Here is a 15,361-nt window from a genome sequence, read left to right on the forward strand (position 1 = left end):
TTGTATTATTCAAATACAGACAGGGAGTATGATGGTTAAAGTCATTCGCAATGAGCACTTAATAAGTCAATTCATTCTTATGTTATTCATCGGAATAGGTATTCTCCTGCCCGCTTACGCGTACTCCGCCAATGAGAACAATCAGGTGGGGGTTAAAGCTCCTGAAGTGAGCAATAAACAACAAAACGAACGTGAATTGGTTGTATTAATTCATGGCTTAATGCGTACATCCATGAGTATGAGTTTATTAAAATCGTTTCTGGAAAATCAGGGGTATACTGTATATTCATACAGTTATCCATCAGCAAAATACACTATTCACGAACACAGTATTCATTTAAATCAATACATCGATCACGTATTAGCACAGAATCCCGGGGTTAAAATTCATTTTATTACCCATAGCCTTGGAGGGATTATTGTTAGGGAAGCCATAGCCAAACTGTCGAAAGATCAGTTAAAGAACATTGGGTATTTGATCATGATGGCCCCGCCAAACCAAGGCTCCTTTTTAGCAAAATTATCTACAAAAATGTTTCCGATATTTACGTCTCCCATTAAGCCTTTGGCAGAACTGAGTTCCGATGAATCCTCGTATGTACATCATGTGCCTGTACCCAAAATTAAAATGGGGATAATCGCGGGGCGATTTGATGCAAAAGTGCCGCCTTCATCTGCTGATTTGGATGGAAAAGCAGATCTCGTCGTTATCAATTCTACTCATACCTTTATCATGAATAATTTTAAGACGCAGAAATTAATACTGAATTTTTTGGAAAAAGGTACTTTCGATGATGAGTGAGGCTACCAAAAGGCAGCATTCTATTATGGTTTTACTGTATTGATATCCGACGAACAGTGCCCCTATTGATACTCAATAAATATCCATTAATGGGTCAAAAAAGGTATTTTGATTGGATATTTTCCTTATAATAAGGTACTATTCGCCTTTTGTCATATATAGAACCAATTTAGTACTATATTTATACTATAGGATCTCAAAGCAGAATTGAATCCACAACCAGGGTTTATCCTGAATTAAGACCTTTTCGGTACTAGATAATTCGGTTTGGGGGTGTTATGCTGCGCCTTAGCAAATTGGCTGATTATGGAACAGTGGTGATGGTATATCTTGCCAAGCATGCACAGGAACTGTGTAATGCTCGTGATATCGCCTTACATACCCATTTAGCTGTACCAACGGTCAGTAAAATATTAAAACGTTTAACCAGTGCAGGGCTGTTAACTTCGGTGCGTGGAGTAACCGGGGGATACAGGCTGCAAAGACCGGCTACTGAAATATCAGTGTCACAAATTATTTATGCGTTGGAAGAACATCGTGGATTTACCGAGTGCAGTTTGCAACCCAATGATTGTTCTTTGCAGGGAGTATGTACCGTTCAGGGTAATTGGCGCTTAATAAGCCGTGCGATAGAAACTGCGCTGGATAGTGTCAGTTTGGAAGCATTGGCAAAACCAACTCTTCATACACAGGATGTTGATCGAGTTCGGCAATTAGCAAGTGGAGTAAATCGTGGCTAAAAGCAGTGAGCATATTAATTCTCTGCTCGACAGAGATTATCAACATGGTTTTATAACCGACATTGAAGTGGATACTTTTCCACCAGGATTGAATGAGGATGTTATTCGTCGTCTGTCCGCAATTAAGGGCGAACCTGAATTTCTCTTGGAATGGCGTTTAAAAGCATTCAGACACTGGCTCACCATGCCTCATCCTGAATGGTCCAGCGTGCACTATCCTCCCGTGGATTATCAATCGATTTCTTATTATTCTGCGCCAAAAAATAAAAAAGATGCGCCTAAAAGTCTTGATGAAGTGGATCCTGAGTTATTAAGGACTTATGAAAAGCTGGGCATTCCTTTGAGAGAGCAGGAAATGCTGGCTGGAGTGGCTGTTGATGCTGTTTTTGACAGCGTCTCTGTCGCAACTACTTTTAAAGCCAAGCTGGCTGAAAAAGGAGTGATTTTCTGTCCCTTTTCAGAAGCGGTACATGAGCATCCTGAGTTATTAATGCAATATTTAGGCTCCGTTGTACCTTATAGAGATAATTTCTATGCGGCATTGAATTCTGCTGTATTCAGCGATGGTTCCTTTGTCTATATTCCCAAAGGTGTTCGTTGTCCAATGGAGTTATCTACCTATTTCCGTATTAATGCCGCATCTACAGGCCAGTTTGAACGTACACTCATTATTGCTGATACCGACAGTTATGTTTCTTATCTTGAAGGATGTACTGCGCCCATGCGTGATGAAAATCAACTGCACGCAGCAGTTGTAGAACTGGTGGCTTTGGATGGCGCGCAAATAAAATATTCAACGGTTCAAAACTGGTATCCTGGTGATAAAGAAGGAAAAGGTGGGATATATAATTTTGTGACCAAGCGCGGTGCCTGCAGAGGCAAGCGGTCAAAAATTTCCTGGACTCAAATTGAAACAGGATCTGCGATAACCTGGAAATATCCCAGCGTTATTTTACAAGGTGATGATTCTGTTGGTGAGTTTTATTCCGTTGCCTTAACGAATAATTGTCAACAGGCTGATACGGGAACCAAAATGATTCATTTGGGAAAAAATACCCGTTCGACCATTATATCAAAAGGGATTAGCGCCGGACGCGCCCATAATGCCTATCGCGGTCTCGTTCGCATTGCGCCTACGGCTACCAATGCACGAAATTACACCCAATGTGATTCGATGTTAATGGGAAGTGAGTGCTCAGCCCATACATTTCCATACATAGAAGTAAAAAATCCGACTGCTCAGGTAGAGCATGAAGCGACTACATCAAAAATCAGTGAGGAACAATTATTCTATTGCCAACAACGTGGTATAGACACTGAAGATGCAGTCTCAATGATCGTAAACGGCTTTTGTAAGCAGGTATTGAAAGAATTACCAATGGAATTTGCGGTGGAAGCCACTAAATTGTTAGGAATAAGTTTAGAAGGGGCAGTAGGTTAATATGTTAAAAATTAATGAACTCAATGTCGCAGTGAATGCACAATCAATTTTAAAAGGCATCAATTTGCAGGTTAACGCCGGTGAAGTGCATGCCATCATGGGACCTAATGGTTCAGGCAAAAGTACTTTGTCTAAAGTGCTGGCAGGGCATCCTTCTTATCAAGTAACCAGTGGCGAAGTAGATTATTTGGGGAACGATTTATTACCGTTGTCACCTGAAGAAAGAGCTCAGGCCGGTATTTTTATGTCCTTTCAATATCCAGTTGAAATACCTGGGGTAACCAATATCAATTTTTTAAAGGCTTCAGTCAACGCTGTTCGAAAAGGACAGGGTCGAAATACTCTGGATGCTATAGAATTTTTGAGTTTCATTCGTGAAAAATGCCAATTATTGGATATGGATGAAAGCTTTTTATATCGCAGCATTAACGAAGGATTTTCCGGCGGTGAGAAAAAACGGAATGAAATTCTTCAAATGGCGGCTTTGGAGCCAAAGCTGGCTATACTTGATGAAACAGATTCAGGTCTGGATATTGATGCATTACGGATTATTTCACAGGGCGTCAATGCCATGCGATCTGCCGAGCGATCTATAATTTTAGTGACCCATTATCAACGGTTACTCGATTATATCGAGCCTGATTTTATCCATGTTCTGGTGAATGGCCGTATTATCATGTCTGGTGATAAATCTTTGGCGCTTGAGCTGGAGAAAAAAGGTTATAGCTGGCTTGAAGAAACGGAGCAGTGATGAACGAGATTTTAAGTTTTTATCAACAGCAGGCTAAAGCCGGGAAATCTACTATTCCCTGGCTTGCTCAAATGCAGGATAAAGCGCTGGAACAATTAAGTCGTCATGGCTTTCCAACCCGTCACGATGAAGAATGGAAATATACCCTGCTCGATTCTTTTCTAAAACAACCGTTTGAGACACCTCAGCATGCGAGTAGTTCAAATAGTGTAACGTCTTCAAATCTGCCGGTGAAACAACAGGTGTTCATTCAGGATGGGGTGGTTGTTAATGAACCTGAATGGATTAAACAATTACCCAAAGGCGTTTTGTTAATGCCGTTAGCCCTTGCTTTAACCACTCATGAAGATCTGATTAAAACGTATCTGGGAACCATTTTAAACCAGGAACATGGTTTTCATTCTTTGAATACAGCACTGATTCATAGTGGGGTATTTTTGTATATTCCCAGAGGTGTGTGCATTGAGGAACCAATTGCTTTAATTCATAACCAAAATCAGGACAATCAGGCAGTACATTTAAGGCATTTGATTATCGCTGAGGCGGATAGCCAGGCTACTCTTCTGGAAGAATATAAAGGCGCGGAAGCGTGTTCTTATTTAACCAATACGGTTACTGAAGTATTTGTTGGCGCAGGCGCCAGATTGTCACATTATAAAATTCAGAACGAAAGTAAATCGGCTTATCATCTTGGTCATACCGCGGTGCGGCAATCCGCGCACAGTGAATTTTTCAATCACTCCCTGAGTTTGGGAGGAAAACTGGTGCGTAGTGATATCAGCATATACTTGCAGGAAGAGCATGCACATTGTCTGATGAATGGTATTTATGCTCCTGCGGAAGGTCAACATGTTGATCATCATACAACCGTACATCATTTAGTACCGGAATGTACCAGTGAACAAGATTATAAAGGCATTTTAACCGGTCGATCACGGGCTGTATTTAATGGAAAAGTCATCGTATCCAAAGACGCCCAACATACAAACGCCAAACAGCAAAACAAGAATTTACTGCTTTCTGCCAATGCGGAAATTGATACCAAGCCGCAATTAGAGATTTTTGCTGATGATGTATTATGTTCTCATGGTGCAACCGTTGGGCAACTGGATGAGGAAGCTTTATTCTATCTGGCGACTCGCGGAATTGGCAGACTGGAAGCATCCAAATATTTAATACATGCATTTGCTCAGGACAATTTACGTCTCATTCAAAATCGTGACCTGGCTGATTGGATGGGGCAATTATTAACTCAACAGTTGGGGTACGCTAATGAGTACTAATCCTTCAGTAGTTACATCATTGAATTTTAATGCAATTCGTAATGATTTTCCTATTCTGAGTCAAAAAATCAACGATTATGATTTAATCTATTTTGATAATGCTGCAACGACCCAAAAACCTAAATCAGTAATTGATGCGATGACGCATTATTATGAGCACGATAATTCAAACGTCCATCGCGGAGTTCATGCACTCAGCGTCAGAGCAACGGAGATGTATGAAGATGCCCGAGCAAAAGTAAAGCGTTTTATTAATGCCAGGTCAGCTAAAGAATGTATTTTTGTACGCGGCACAACCGAAGGAATTAACCTGGTTGCTCAAAGTCTTGTTGCTCCTCATATCGTGCCTGGTGAAGAGATACTCATTACTCATATGGAACATCATTCCAATATTGTTCCCTGGCAAATGGTCTGTAAACAAACAGGAGCAATCCTGCAGGTAGCTCCTATTTCACTAAATGGTGAACTATTGCTGGATGAGTTTGAAAAAAAATTAAATGAAAACACCAAATTTGTAGCCATTAATTATGTTTCCAATGCTTTGGGTACAATTAATCCAGTGAAAAAAATGATTGAAATGGCTCATGCCTACGGCGCCAAAGTGTTATTGGACGGTGCTCAGGCAACTGCTCATTTACCTGTTGATGTTCAGGATCTGGATTGTGATTTTTATGCCTTTTCAGGACATAAAATGTATGGTCCAACAGGTATAGGCGTACTTTGGGGTAAGGAAGAGCTATTAAACGGTATGCCTCCCTATCAAGGTGGGGGCGAAATGATTAACTATGTGAGTTTCGAGGGCACTGAGTTTGCTGCGATTCCACATAAATTTGAAGCAGGTACACCTAATATTTCAGGTGCTATTGGTTTGGGCGCGGCTATTGACTATTTATGGTCTTTAGATCTGGATGTTATCGCTGAGTATGAGACTCAATTATTACGATATGCAACCGCGGCCGTTGAATCTGTAAAAGGTTTTAACATTATCGGTACTGCGGAACACAAAGTTCCAGTGATTTCTTTTGTGCATGGTAAGATTCATGCTCATGATATTGGTACTATTCTGGACAGTGAAGGCATAGCGATTCGTAGTGGTCATCATTGTGCTATGCCTTTGATGGATTTCTATGGTGTGGCGGCGACTTCAAGAATTTCATTGTCTTTTTACAATACCCAACAAGAAATTGATCTGTGTGTTGAAGCGCTGAAAAAAGTGAAAGAGGTATTTGCATGAGTATGGAGTTGCGAGAACTTTATCAGGAAATCATTATTGACCATAATCGCAATCCGCGTAATCACCATTCCATGGTGGATGCGACAACTCAGGCAAATGGTTTTAATCCTTTATGTGGCGATAAATTAACTGTATATGCCAAGATTGCTGATAATCTGATCACTGATTTAAGTTTTGTAGGTTGTGGTTGTGCGATTTCACAAGCCTCAGCTTCTCTGATGACTGATGCACTAAAGGGTAAAACTGTTAAAGAAGCTCATGATTTGTTTCATCGATTCCATAATATGCTCACCTTGGATGAGGAAGAACAATTAAGTTCCATGGATAAATTGACGGTTCTTGCCGGTGTAAAGGCGTTTCCCGCTCGGGTTAAGTGCGCTACTTTAGCCTGGCATACTTTGGAAGCGGCTTTAAATAAAGACACAACCGTAGTGAAAACTGAATAACAGGTATTTATAAAATTAGGCTATGTCATTAAGGTTTGAATCGTCACGTTGCGTTAGATAGAGGTCTGGCATGTTTGGTTTTAAGAAAAAACAGGATAATGAGGCAGTGAAAGAACAGGTGATATTGGCACTGAAAGGTGTTTTTGATCCTGAAATTCCAGTCAATATTTATGATTTGGGATTGATTTATAATGTTGCGATTAATGATGAAGGTCATGTAGACATTCAAATGACCCTTACAACTCCGGGTTGTCCTGTAGCACAAACGTTTCCTGGAACTGTCGAACAGGCTGTAAATCAGGTCGAGGGCGTGAGTGATTGTTCCGTTGAGTTGGTATGGGAGCCACCGTGGACGCAGGAACGAATGACGGAGGCCGCGCGACTTGAATTGGGGATTTTTTATTAATGGTGTTTGAACCGTCATGGCAGCCTTCAGCTTCTTTAGAATTATTAAAGCAACGAGCCCGGTTTATCGCACAAATACGCCAGTTTTTTAGCGAGAGGCATTATCTTGAAGTTGAAACACCAATAATGGCTCAATTTGGTGTGACTGATGTGTACCTTAGTAATATCAGGGCTACTTTTAGAGACCGATCCTATTGTTTACAAACTTCCCCTGAATATCATATGAAACGTTTGCTTGCCGCAGGCAGCGGACCTATATTTCAGTTGGCTCGAGTTTTTAGAGATGATGAACTGGGACGATGGCATAATCCTGAATTTACTTTATTGGAATGGTACCAGCTAGGTATCGATCATCATGCCTTGATGGAAGAGATGGATTTATTACTGCAAACGTTGATGCAAACCGAACCTCTGATCAAAAAAACCTATCAAGAAGCGTTCATGGAATGTTGTGATCTTGATCCGTTTACTGCTTCAATAGATGACTTTAGAAGTGTACTGTCGCAATACCAACTGGAATCTGTGTTGTCTCCTCAAGAGCAGGATAGAGATCAGTATTTATTCCTGTTAATGAGTCATGTTGTTGAACCTTTTTTGGGTAAACAAAGTGCTCCAGTTGCCGTTTATGATTTCCCGCCTTCCCAAGCGTCACTGGCTAAAATTCAGAATGGTGTTGCTGAACGTTTTGAGGTCTATTATCGGGGAGTCGAGTTAGCTAATGGATTTCATGAGCTCACGGATGTTCATGCTCAGGCAAAACGCTTTGCACTGGATCAAGAACAGAGAAAACAGCTAGGATTGCCTGCAGTAGAGGCAGATCCGTTTTTAATCCAAGCTCTGGAACATGGATTACCTTCATGCAGTGGAGTTGCTCTGGGAGTGGATCGATTACTTGCATTAGCCTTAGATCAGCCAAGTATAGCGAATATCATCTCTTTCGACTTTTCAAGAGCCTGATGAGCTTTGAAGGTTACTTTTCAATATTCTCTGATAATACAGTCCAGTGCCTGCACGTGGAGATCCTTCACTACGTTCAGGATGACGAAATTTCTGGATTTTTTGAAAAGAAAGAGCAGGAGTAGCAACTGCCTATATTTATAATTCAAGACAGTTACTGGGTTTGCTCATATCAATATTAAAATATCACTTATTCACGTTTTAATGGTTTATTGTGTTTAAAGTTTATTTGTTATATTTCCACAATACATATTAAGGAATATTTGCACTATCAAACTACTTCAATTTCAACAGGAGCAAGACCTTTTATACCGAGTTTTTTAGCGGCACCAAAGGATAAATCAATTATTCTGTTCGATAAAAAAGGGCCTCGATCATTTATTCGAACTATAATCGACTTGCCATTATTCAGGTTTTTGACTCGTACCCGTGTAGCAATTGGGAGTGTTGGATGCGCTGCGGTCATCGCATACTTGTTGAAGCGCTCACCGGACGATGTTTTTTGATGCCGGGGGTGTGAACCATACCAGGAAGCAATTCCTTTTGCTTTGTAATTTTTGGCTGATTTCATCACATGATATGTTTTCCCTTTGATTACATAGTGATCAGGACCATTAGCTTGCTGATGCGTACAAGCAACCAGTAACATTGGGAGTAAAACGGTTATGAGTCGGTAAATGTTCAAAAAAATCGCATTATAGTTCATAAAGTTATCTTCTACTTCCTCTACAGATAGTTAAAATATACGTAATTAATAAATCACGAGAAACAAAGATATTTCTTACTAAGAAAATCGTCAATGAGTAACACCTTTTTATCATTTGCCTTCATCATTGATTTTATTGATTATATATTTTGGGGATGAAGTTGTACCAACAAATTTTGCTGTATAAACGGCTTATTATATCACATCAAGAATAACTCTATACCCCCCTGTGTTTCCGGGGGCAGGCCTTGAATTTTGAATTTACAAACTTCTGGGGTGTGTGCTTGTAATTCAAACTTCAAGTCCTGGCTCCATTGGCATTCTATCTGGGTTTTAGTGTGTTTCAACTAGAGGCCAAACATTGTTCAGATCACAAACCAAATAGGAATAATACCTTGGTAAAAACCAACCTAGTTTTTGGAGTAGGGATTGTATTTTGCTGGGTTCTAATTGATTCTTGTCTATCGAAAAGACTAGCTCATGCTGTTCGGTTTCCGGGAGATAGATAAGCTTGACTTTGGCATCGTTGAGGCCGTAATGCCGCATGATTGCTTCAAGTAATTCTATTGAGGCAGTGGGCAGGATTTGCTTGGGAACGTCGCTGATGAGGATATCCATCCCTTCTTGAATAATAGAACCATGCGGTTTATTTGTTTTGAACCAGTGATCTTCTGGTTCAGAAAAAGTCCGATGGAGGTGAAAACCAAGGATGTCGCCATAACTGAGATCGATAGCTTGTTTTGGATTACGTGCTTCAATGGCTATGCCAACCCCTTCATTGATTAAGAAGGTATCGATGAGCTCAGGGATAGTATAGCTTGTTAGGTTACTTCGATCTTCAAGTACGCTTGTAAGCTCAAGATTATAATAGGTGAGGCCTGCTGGATTGAAGATGATCTCAGGTTCACCACTAGTGAAGATAGCATAAGGTAGGCAATTTGTTAGACAATGATACCAAGAAGCTCGTCTGTTAGCATTTTCGATCTCAAGCAGTGCTTTTAGTTCTTGGGTGGCTGAAACAGAAGTGGAAGTATTCATAGAGTATCTATTTATTTAAATAAATGCATTGTATCAAAATAGAACAAAAAATAACATTAACTGTCCCCAAAACACATAATTTTTCGGAGGGGTGGCAAGCGTAGAAACTGTCTTGAATTACTTAGGGGAGCAGTGGAAGAACTCCCAACCATGGACTATACTTTTTTATACTGTTAACAAAAGTGAGACTCATCATGCCACATAGCACTCCAATAGAATTAATAAAAATTAAAAAAATTGTTGCAGAGATTCACGAATTTCCAGCTAAGATTGATTCTACAGAGCAGGCAAACAATGCACGAAGGGTACTGAAAAAATACGCGTTATTATCTGAAAAAATTGAGAGAAATGTATTAATTAGTACCGCACAACAAAAGGATCTTGCTAAAATTCGTACGGTAGAGTTCAAAGCCATTAGACGTTCATTAAAAGAAAAAGCAAATTTAATCCTGCATGCAAAACATAACGATAAGGTCCAAAGTGAAAAACTTGCGAAAAAACCCGTAAAAACACCAACTCCCAAAAAAACTTCAAAAGCTAATGACGTGACAGCGGCAAAAGAAACAAAACCCAAAAAAACCGTGAAAAAATCGTCAACTTAACCTAAAAAAAGGACTCAATAACAGAACTTATTGCAATAAAAATTAAATATCTTCTGTGTTTACGGGGTCAGGGATTGAATTTTACATTTAAAGAGCTCTGAGGAGTGTGGTTTCAATTCAAAATTCAAGGCCTGACCCCATTGGTGTGACCCCATTGGTGGCGACTGGATGGATTATTCTACATTACTCAGATGAATCTCAACGAATAAAATGGCATTGTATAAAATTACAGAGCTTCATGAAATTTAATTAGAATAGAATACTGATAGAGGATAATAAATCTGGTTAATGATGAATTCAATCATCAATTGTGCCTGTGCGCGGCTATGATTGCCATTAATTTGAGACCATCCATGATCTCGCTGGCGTTAAAACGTCCTGTCATCATTCCAGCCGCGCCAAACAATTACATTATATGTTAACGCCGGATAAATACTCTACGTCTATAAGCTGTTTATCGTGTAAGAGATATCTCAAAATTATATGAATTCTAAAAAATGTAATTGATAAGAAGGGGTCGGGTTTATGTGTTTATGGGGGCAGGGCCTGACCCCATTGGTTTCTGCGCGACCTTAATGGGCGGATTCAACTCGCTAAAGCAACAACATTAATCACTGTTCTTAATTCGATAAAATTTACATTCTATACCATGCCCAATATCCTCTTTATAGAAATGCATTCCGCATTTTTCCATTACACGGTGTGAAGCTTTGTGTTCCAGGGGAGCGAATGCAATAATAAAATCGGTTTTAATATTATTTTTACTCCAGTTAAGAAGGCCTTTTAAAGCTTCAGAGGCATAATTCATACCCCAAAATTTTCTTGCGATTAGATATCCAACTTCAATTTCACCTGTCTCTATAAGACCAAAACCACAACGCCCAATAAATTCATTCGATTCCTTATTAAATATGACAAAACAAGGAAGTCCATATTCTTTATAAAATCCTATCAACTGCCTAATTCTTTGCTGGGTTTGTTCCTTGGACTGTACTCCATCAGGAAAATACTTTCTAACGTCGGGATCTGAATTTAATTCAGCCACAAGGTTTAGATCTTCTTCACTTAACAAGCGCAATAGTGTGCGTTGCGTTTCGATTTGTAGCAGCATAGTATCGTTCCCAGTGAAATGAGTTATTGAGTCAAAGATTCAATTATGATGATTACTAACGTAATAGTATAATCCAACTCATCTGAGTAAAAAAATGTGATATAAAACATGCAATTCGCGGACAGAGACTGGTTTCTGGAAGAGTTACCTGAACACGTTGATTACAGTTGGTTGTTACGGTTAATGAAGGTTTGGCTAGATGCAGAAGCTTTGCCTTTTAAGATGGGTGTTTTAGCGACAGTAGATAACAATGGGTTTCCAAGAAGCCGTACAGTAGCCATCCGGGAAATAAACGAACATGGCTTACTTTTTTTTACCCAGCTGGGTAGTGCGAAGGTGGCACATTGTTCAGTTAATCCCTATGTTTCTTTTACTTTTATGTTACCGAATACCCAAAGACAAGTTACTGTCTTGGGTAGAATAAGGCCGCTTGGTGAAAGCGAAAACATAAAATACTGGGAGACTTATGATCAAGAGCGAAGATTGCGTTTTTTAGTCTATGGCACAAAGTCCGGACAGATGATAAAAAAACAACAGGAGTTAGATGAAGAGTTAGTTGCTTTAAGGATGCTATATAAAAGGACACTTCCAGAAAGACCTCGAGAATATATTGGTTATACAATTGTTCCTGAAGAGATAAAATTTTATCAATTAAATGAACATCGATTATCGGATTCAATAATTGCAACATATACTGATGACACCTGGACTTTACAGCGATTTGTTCCTTAATCAGTCTAATAAGATACCAGTACGTGCAATAAAGCATAATGACCCAAAACCCCATGAGATTGAGATATAGCCTATGCTTGAATTAAGATGGGTGGAATTGAGTCATACACAGGTTAAATAATGGAACATCATTCAGGTATTATGAACTGGGCAACCGCTAGTTTGAACTCAAAAGGTTATACTTTAGTAGGAAGGGCTGAGATAATTCAAGAAACACCCTGGTCTCATGTGATTCGCTTGCCTACCTTACAGGGCGATGTCTTTTTAAAGCAACCTGCGCCATTACTTGCTAATGAGGCTCGTGTTATTCAATTTTTGACCCATCAATTAAAAGCCAGTGTTCCTTGCATCATTGCTAAGAACGATGAGTTGCATTGTTTCCTCATGAAAGGTGCCGGAATCTCTCTGCGCAAATACCTCAACGAAGAGAGTAAGACAGACCTACTGTGTCAAGCAATCAAGCAATTTACATCGTTTCAACGCGCCACCGAAGGTTATATACAACCGTTTCTTAAGTTAGGAATCCCAGATTGGCGATTAAATCAATTGCCTGGTTTATATAGGGAAATAATCAATGACACCGATTTTTTAAAAGAGGATGGGGTGACGGAATCAGAATTGGAACTGTTGAATTATTTATATCCACTCGTAATAGAGCAACTTCAGGCCTTATCCCTATACGGTATCAGTGAGACCCTGGTTCAGCCAGATTTCAACACAAACAATGTGTTAATTGATCCAGAGACACAGAAATTCACACTGATTGACTTGGGCGAATTGGCCATTTCACACCCATTCTTCTCCTTACACAATTTCCTGTATACCGCTACTGTCCATCATGGTGTAAAAGAACAGGATTTAATATGGCATCAGATGTTAGAAGCATGCCTTAAACATTGGTCAGACTTGTGGCCAAAAGCTAAATTATTAGAAGGATATAAGCTATCCAGAACTTTGTGGCCTATCTATTCCGCCTGCGTTAATTATCATTTTATGCATTGCGTGGATCTTCAGGCTTTAAATTCCTGGTATGCGGATAAACCTAATCGATTAGCCAGCTCTTTTAGATACTACATTAATGCAATGGATTGTTCCAAACTCCTATAATATGGGAGCGTTAGCTAATTGCACTAAGGGTTTCCTTTAATACTCATTCTAACTGTTCAATTCTATTTTCATCAGAATCTATATGAATTACCTATACGAAATGTGCATACCCTATACAGCTTCCGCCTCTTTAGCTTCAGAATTATTTAATACCCTCTTCGTAAAATAGTTGAGCAAATAAACAACCTATTCAACATCGCAAATTAAATTATAGGAGTTACACATGCCAACCGTTTACGAAATCCTTGGAGTCGAACCTACAAGTACGTTTCAGAAACTTAAAAAAGCCTACTATAGAAGGGCCATTATACTGCACCCGGATAAAAATAAAGGCGAAGATACAACAGAGCGTTTTAAAGAGTTACAAAGCGCATGGTTGCACATTGACAGTCCAGATAAAGCCCAAAAATATTATGATGCTTATGAACAATATCCTTCAGATAAAAAACCGAATTTTAATGAGGATATTCTTAGGGGGAATTTTGCAGATTTTGACTGGAACGATTGGCCATCAAGTTCTTCATCCAGTAATTCTTCTAGTTCTTCATCGAGTTCAGGACCTTCATTTTCAGCACCTGGACGTGATACCCCTGTTTTTGAAGAACCAACCGAAGGCGTGCGTATTTACCGTGATGATGTTGCCGATCTCTTCATTCCATTAGCACTGCCCAGAAAATTCGTAGAAACACTGACGCCAGCAACCTTTCAAAACCCGGCACTGTTTTCGATGATAGCCGATCTGTTGAATGAGCACTTTATGAATGAAGGTTCCCAGGTTGGAGTATCCGAAGAAGAGGCTTTGGATATTATCAATCAGCATAGCCAAAGACAAGCCCATATTATCGTTCGAGCAAATGTACACTTCAGAGATATGCTGGATGACAGAATTAGCGAAATGGACATGAATTCTTATACTCTTAATTCAAAAAGTGGTAAATATCTCTATGTTTTTAAAGGTACGAAATTTGTCGAGGACACTATTTTCTCAATAAAACCTGTTAGTTTGGGGTCTTACATGGAAACTATAAGAGATGAAAGTATAGTATTGAAAATGATGAAACATTGGCCTGAGTTCTATGTTCATCCCATATCCAAAATTACAGACCTCCTTTGGACCCCACTTACATCTAAAGCGGGTCTTATTATCCGACAAAATCGCCTGGAACTTGCTGGGGAAAAAGTCAGCGACCTGATTGCTCCCATGGATGATAAGCCAAGTTTAGTCAGTTCAATACATGAAAATAGTGATTCAGAGACACACTCAAAACAAAGTACTACAAAAGAAACACTCTCGGAACAGAATAGTATCCTGGGATTACTTGATGAGAAGAGCGTAAAGGAACAATCAGAGTTAGTGAATGCTCAACAACCAATTGAACCTGTTAATCAGGATCTGCAAATAGAAACCGAGGGTCATACTGTTTCAGAGACCAGGATTAATGAAGTCGAAGAAGACTTAATTCAACAAAAGCAAGTAAAACAAACGCCAATAATTCAAAATGAGTATGAGGAATTAAAAGTACTTCGAAGTAATGAAGAAGCATCTGATATTGAATTGATTGATTCATTGAGTAAAATTTCTAAAGAATATCTAAATCATTTGAATCAATCTAAAGACAATAGCGAGTTATTGCATACCAAAAAATCTGCAGTATGCGATTTGATCCTCTTCCTGGAAGATAATCAGAAGTTACCTAAGGAACGATTGGCTGAATTTCATCACTCATTAGAGGAAACTAAGGAAATAATTAAAGAGCATCGAGATCCCATATGGCAAAGATTTATGAGAGATTGTATTCGAATTCTATCTTTAGTTTTTAGCGGTGTCGGATTCTTTCGTATGGCTACCGGTCAATCGCCACAATTCTTTAAACCCAGCCATGGGGAGCGGTTTATAGAAGATGTATCTGAGAAAATGAGTCATATCCCCTTTAACCATTAGATACCCCTTCTCAATAGAGCTTAGCTTCTCGCAACTTCCGGAGGAGCTAAGTTTTTATACCCGT

At 39.3% G+C, this 15,361-nt stretch carries 16 protein-coding genes; 13 read left to right on the plus strand and 3 right to left on the minus strand.

Features of this window, described 5'->3' with window-relative positions; genetic code table 11:
• Positions 1-28 precede the first annotated feature (28 nt).
• The 9 genes from IZU94_RS00140 to epmA all read left to right on the plus strand — a co-directional run bounded on the left by IZU94_RS00140 (position 29) and on the right by epmA (position 8,059).
• Positions 29-802: an esterase/lipase family protein gene (locus tag IZU94_RS00140; RefSeq protein WP_439649214.1), complete on the plus strand. Its 774-nt coding sequence runs from the start codon at positions 29-31 to the stop codon at positions 800-802.
• 278 nt (positions 803-1,080) lie between these two features.
• A complete protein-coding gene (locus IZU94_RS00145) occupies positions 1,081-1,542 on the plus strand; it encodes an SUF system Fe-S cluster assembly regulator (RefSeq protein WP_203107221.1) in 462 nt (153 codons plus the stop codon).
• A complete protein-coding gene (sufB, locus tag IZU94_RS00150; protein ID WP_203107223.1) occupies positions 1,535-2,983 on the plus strand; it encodes a Fe-S cluster assembly protein SufB in 1,449 nt (482 codons plus the stop codon). Before IZU94_RS00145 ends, sufB begins: the two co-directional genes overlap by 8 nt.
• A gap of 1 nt (position 2,984) precedes the next feature.
• Positions 2,985-3,734, plus strand: coding sequence for a Fe-S cluster assembly ATPase SufC (gene sufC, locus IZU94_RS00155; protein ID WP_203107225.1), 750 nt, complete (start codon positions 2,985-2,987; stop codon positions 3,732-3,734).
• Entirely contained in the window at positions 3,734-5,017 is a 1,284-nt protein-coding gene (sufD, locus tag IZU94_RS00160; protein ID WP_203107227.1) for a Fe-S cluster assembly protein SufD, read from the plus strand. The genes sufC and sufD overlap by 1 nt, the downstream gene beginning before the upstream one ends.
• Positions 5,007-6,251: a cysteine desulfurase gene (locus tag IZU94_RS00165; protein ID WP_238400262.1), complete on the plus strand. Its 1,245-nt coding sequence runs from the start codon at positions 5,007-5,009 to the stop codon at positions 6,249-6,251. The genes sufD and IZU94_RS00165 overlap by 11 nt, the downstream gene beginning before the upstream one ends.
• The gene (gene sufU / locus IZU94_RS00170; protein WP_203107228.1) at positions 6,248-6,697 is read left to right on the plus strand and encodes a Fe-S cluster assembly sulfur transfer protein SufU; all 450 of its coding nucleotides are present in this window, start codon (positions 6,248-6,250) and stop codon (positions 6,695-6,697) included. The genes IZU94_RS00165 and sufU overlap by 4 nt, the downstream gene beginning before the upstream one ends.
• A 70-nt stretch (positions 6,698-6,767) precedes the next feature.
• Complete coding sequence (locus tag IZU94_RS00175) at positions 6,768-7,103, plus strand: SUF system Fe-S cluster assembly protein (RefSeq protein WP_203107229.1); 336 nt, start codon at positions 6,768-6,770, stop codon at positions 7,101-7,103.
• Positions 7,103-8,059, plus strand: a complete 957-nt coding sequence (epmA, locus tag IZU94_RS00180; protein ID WP_238400263.1) for an elongation factor P--(R)-beta-lysine ligase — start codon at positions 7,103-7,105, stop codon at positions 8,057-8,059. Before IZU94_RS00175 ends, epmA begins: the two co-directional genes overlap by 1 nt.
• 271 nt (positions 8,060-8,330) lie before the next feature.
• Here epmA and IZU94_RS00185 read toward each other — a convergent pair whose 3' ends face one another.
• Positions 8,331-8,765: a septal ring lytic transglycosylase RlpA family protein gene (locus tag IZU94_RS00185; protein WP_203107230.1), complete on the minus strand. Its 435-nt coding sequence runs from the start codon at positions 8,763-8,765 to the stop codon at positions 8,331-8,333.
• A 333-nt stretch (positions 8,766-9,098) separates the two neighbouring features.
• Positions 9,099-9,803, minus strand: a complete 705-nt coding sequence (locus IZU94_RS00190) for a hypothetical protein (RefSeq protein ID WP_203107231.1) — start codon at positions 9,801-9,803, stop codon at positions 9,099-9,101.
• Positions 9,804-9,997: 194 nt separating this feature from the next.
• Between IZU94_RS00190 and IZU94_RS00195 the strand changes: the two genes are divergently transcribed.
• The gene (locus IZU94_RS00195; protein WP_203107232.1) at positions 9,998-10,405 is read left to right on the plus strand and encodes a hypothetical protein; all 408 of its coding nucleotides are present in this window, start codon (positions 9,998-10,000) and stop codon (positions 10,403-10,405) included.
• A gap of 607 nt (positions 10,406-11,012) precedes the next feature.
• Here IZU94_RS00195 and IZU94_RS00200 read toward each other — a convergent pair.
• Positions 11,013-11,516, minus strand: coding sequence for a GNAT family N-acetyltransferase (locus IZU94_RS00200; protein WP_203107234.1), 504 nt, complete (start codon positions 11,514-11,516; stop codon positions 11,013-11,015).
• Positions 11,517-11,624: 108 nt separating this feature from the next.
• Between IZU94_RS00200 and IZU94_RS00205 the strand changes: the two genes are divergently transcribed.
• The 3 genes from IZU94_RS00205 to IZU94_RS00215 all read left to right on the plus strand — a co-directional run bounded on the left by IZU94_RS00205 (position 11,625) and on the right by IZU94_RS00215 (position 15,297).
• Positions 11,625-12,248, plus strand: coding sequence for a pyridoxamine 5'-phosphate oxidase family protein (locus tag IZU94_RS00205; RefSeq protein WP_203107235.1), 624 nt, complete (start codon positions 11,625-11,627; stop codon positions 12,246-12,248).
• Positions 12,249-12,368: 120 nt separating this feature from the next.
• Positions 12,369-13,355, plus strand: a complete 987-nt coding sequence (locus IZU94_RS00210) for an aminoglycoside phosphotransferase family protein (protein WP_203107236.1) — start codon at positions 12,369-12,371, stop codon at positions 13,353-13,355.
• A gap of 223 nt (positions 13,356-13,578) precedes the next feature.
• Complete coding sequence (locus IZU94_RS00215; RefSeq protein WP_203107237.1) at positions 13,579-15,297, plus strand: J domain-containing protein; 1,719 nt, start codon at positions 13,579-13,581, stop codon at positions 15,295-15,297.
• Positions 15,298-15,361: the final 64 nt, after the last annotated feature.

Origin of the sequence: Legionella bononiensis, assembly GCF_016786215.1 — a bacterium.
In the GTDB taxonomy this organism is placed as follows: domain Bacteria; phylum Pseudomonadota; class Gammaproteobacteria; order Legionellales; family Legionellaceae; genus Legionella; species Legionella bononiensis.

Excerpts from the sequence above, each read along its gene's own strand:
- IZU94_RS00140 (WP_439649214.1), top strand. The coding sequence starts at position 29 with ATGATGGTTAAAGTCATTCGCAATGAGCACTTAATAAGTCAATTCATT.
- IZU94_RS00145 (WP_203107221.1), top strand. The coding sequence starts at position 1,081 with ATGCTGCGCCTTAGCAAATTGGCTGATTATGGAACAGTGGTGATGGTA.
- sufC (WP_203107225.1), top strand. The coding sequence starts at position 2,985 with ATGTTAAAAATTAATGAACTCAATGTCGCAGTGAATGCACAATCAATT.
- sufD (WP_203107227.1), top strand. The coding sequence starts at position 3,734 with ATGAACGAGATTTTAAGTTTTTATCAACAGCAGGCTAAAGCCGGGAAA.
- IZU94_RS00165 (WP_238400262.1), top strand. The coding sequence starts at position 5,007 with ATGAGTACTAATCCTTCAGTAGTTACATCATTGAATTTTAATGCAATT.
- sufU (WP_203107228.1), top strand. The coding sequence starts at position 6,248 with ATGAGTATGGAGTTGCGAGAACTTTATCAGGAAATCATTATTGACCAT.
- IZU94_RS00175 (WP_203107229.1), top strand. The coding sequence starts at position 6,768 with ATGTTTGGTTTTAAGAAAAAACAGGATAATGAGGCAGTGAAAGAACAG.
- epmA (WP_238400263.1), top strand. The coding sequence starts at position 7,103 with ATGGTGTTTGAACCGTCATGGCAGCCTTCAGCTTCTTTAGAATTATTA.
- IZU94_RS00185 (WP_203107230.1), bottom strand. The coding sequence starts at position 8,765 with ATGAACTATAATGCGATTTTTTTGAACATTTACCGACTCATAACCGTT.
- IZU94_RS00190 (WP_203107231.1), bottom strand. The coding sequence starts at position 9,803 with ATGAATACTTCCACTTCTGTTTCAGCCACCCAAGAACTAAAAGCACTG.
- IZU94_RS00195 (WP_203107232.1), top strand. The coding sequence starts at position 9,998 with ATGCCACATAGCACTCCAATAGAATTAATAAAAATTAAAAAAATTGTT.
- IZU94_RS00200 (WP_203107234.1), bottom strand. The coding sequence starts at position 11,516 with ATGCTGCTACAAATCGAAACGCAACGCACACTATTGCGCTTGTTAAGT.
- IZU94_RS00205 (WP_203107235.1), top strand. The coding sequence starts at position 11,625 with ATGCAATTCGCGGACAGAGACTGGTTTCTGGAAGAGTTACCTGAACAC.
- IZU94_RS00210 (WP_203107236.1), top strand. The coding sequence starts at position 12,369 with ATGGAACATCATTCAGGTATTATGAACTGGGCAACCGCTAGTTTGAAC.
- IZU94_RS00215 (WP_203107237.1), top strand. The coding sequence starts at position 13,579 with ATGCCAACCGTTTACGAAATCCTTGGAGTCGAACCTACAAGTACGTTT.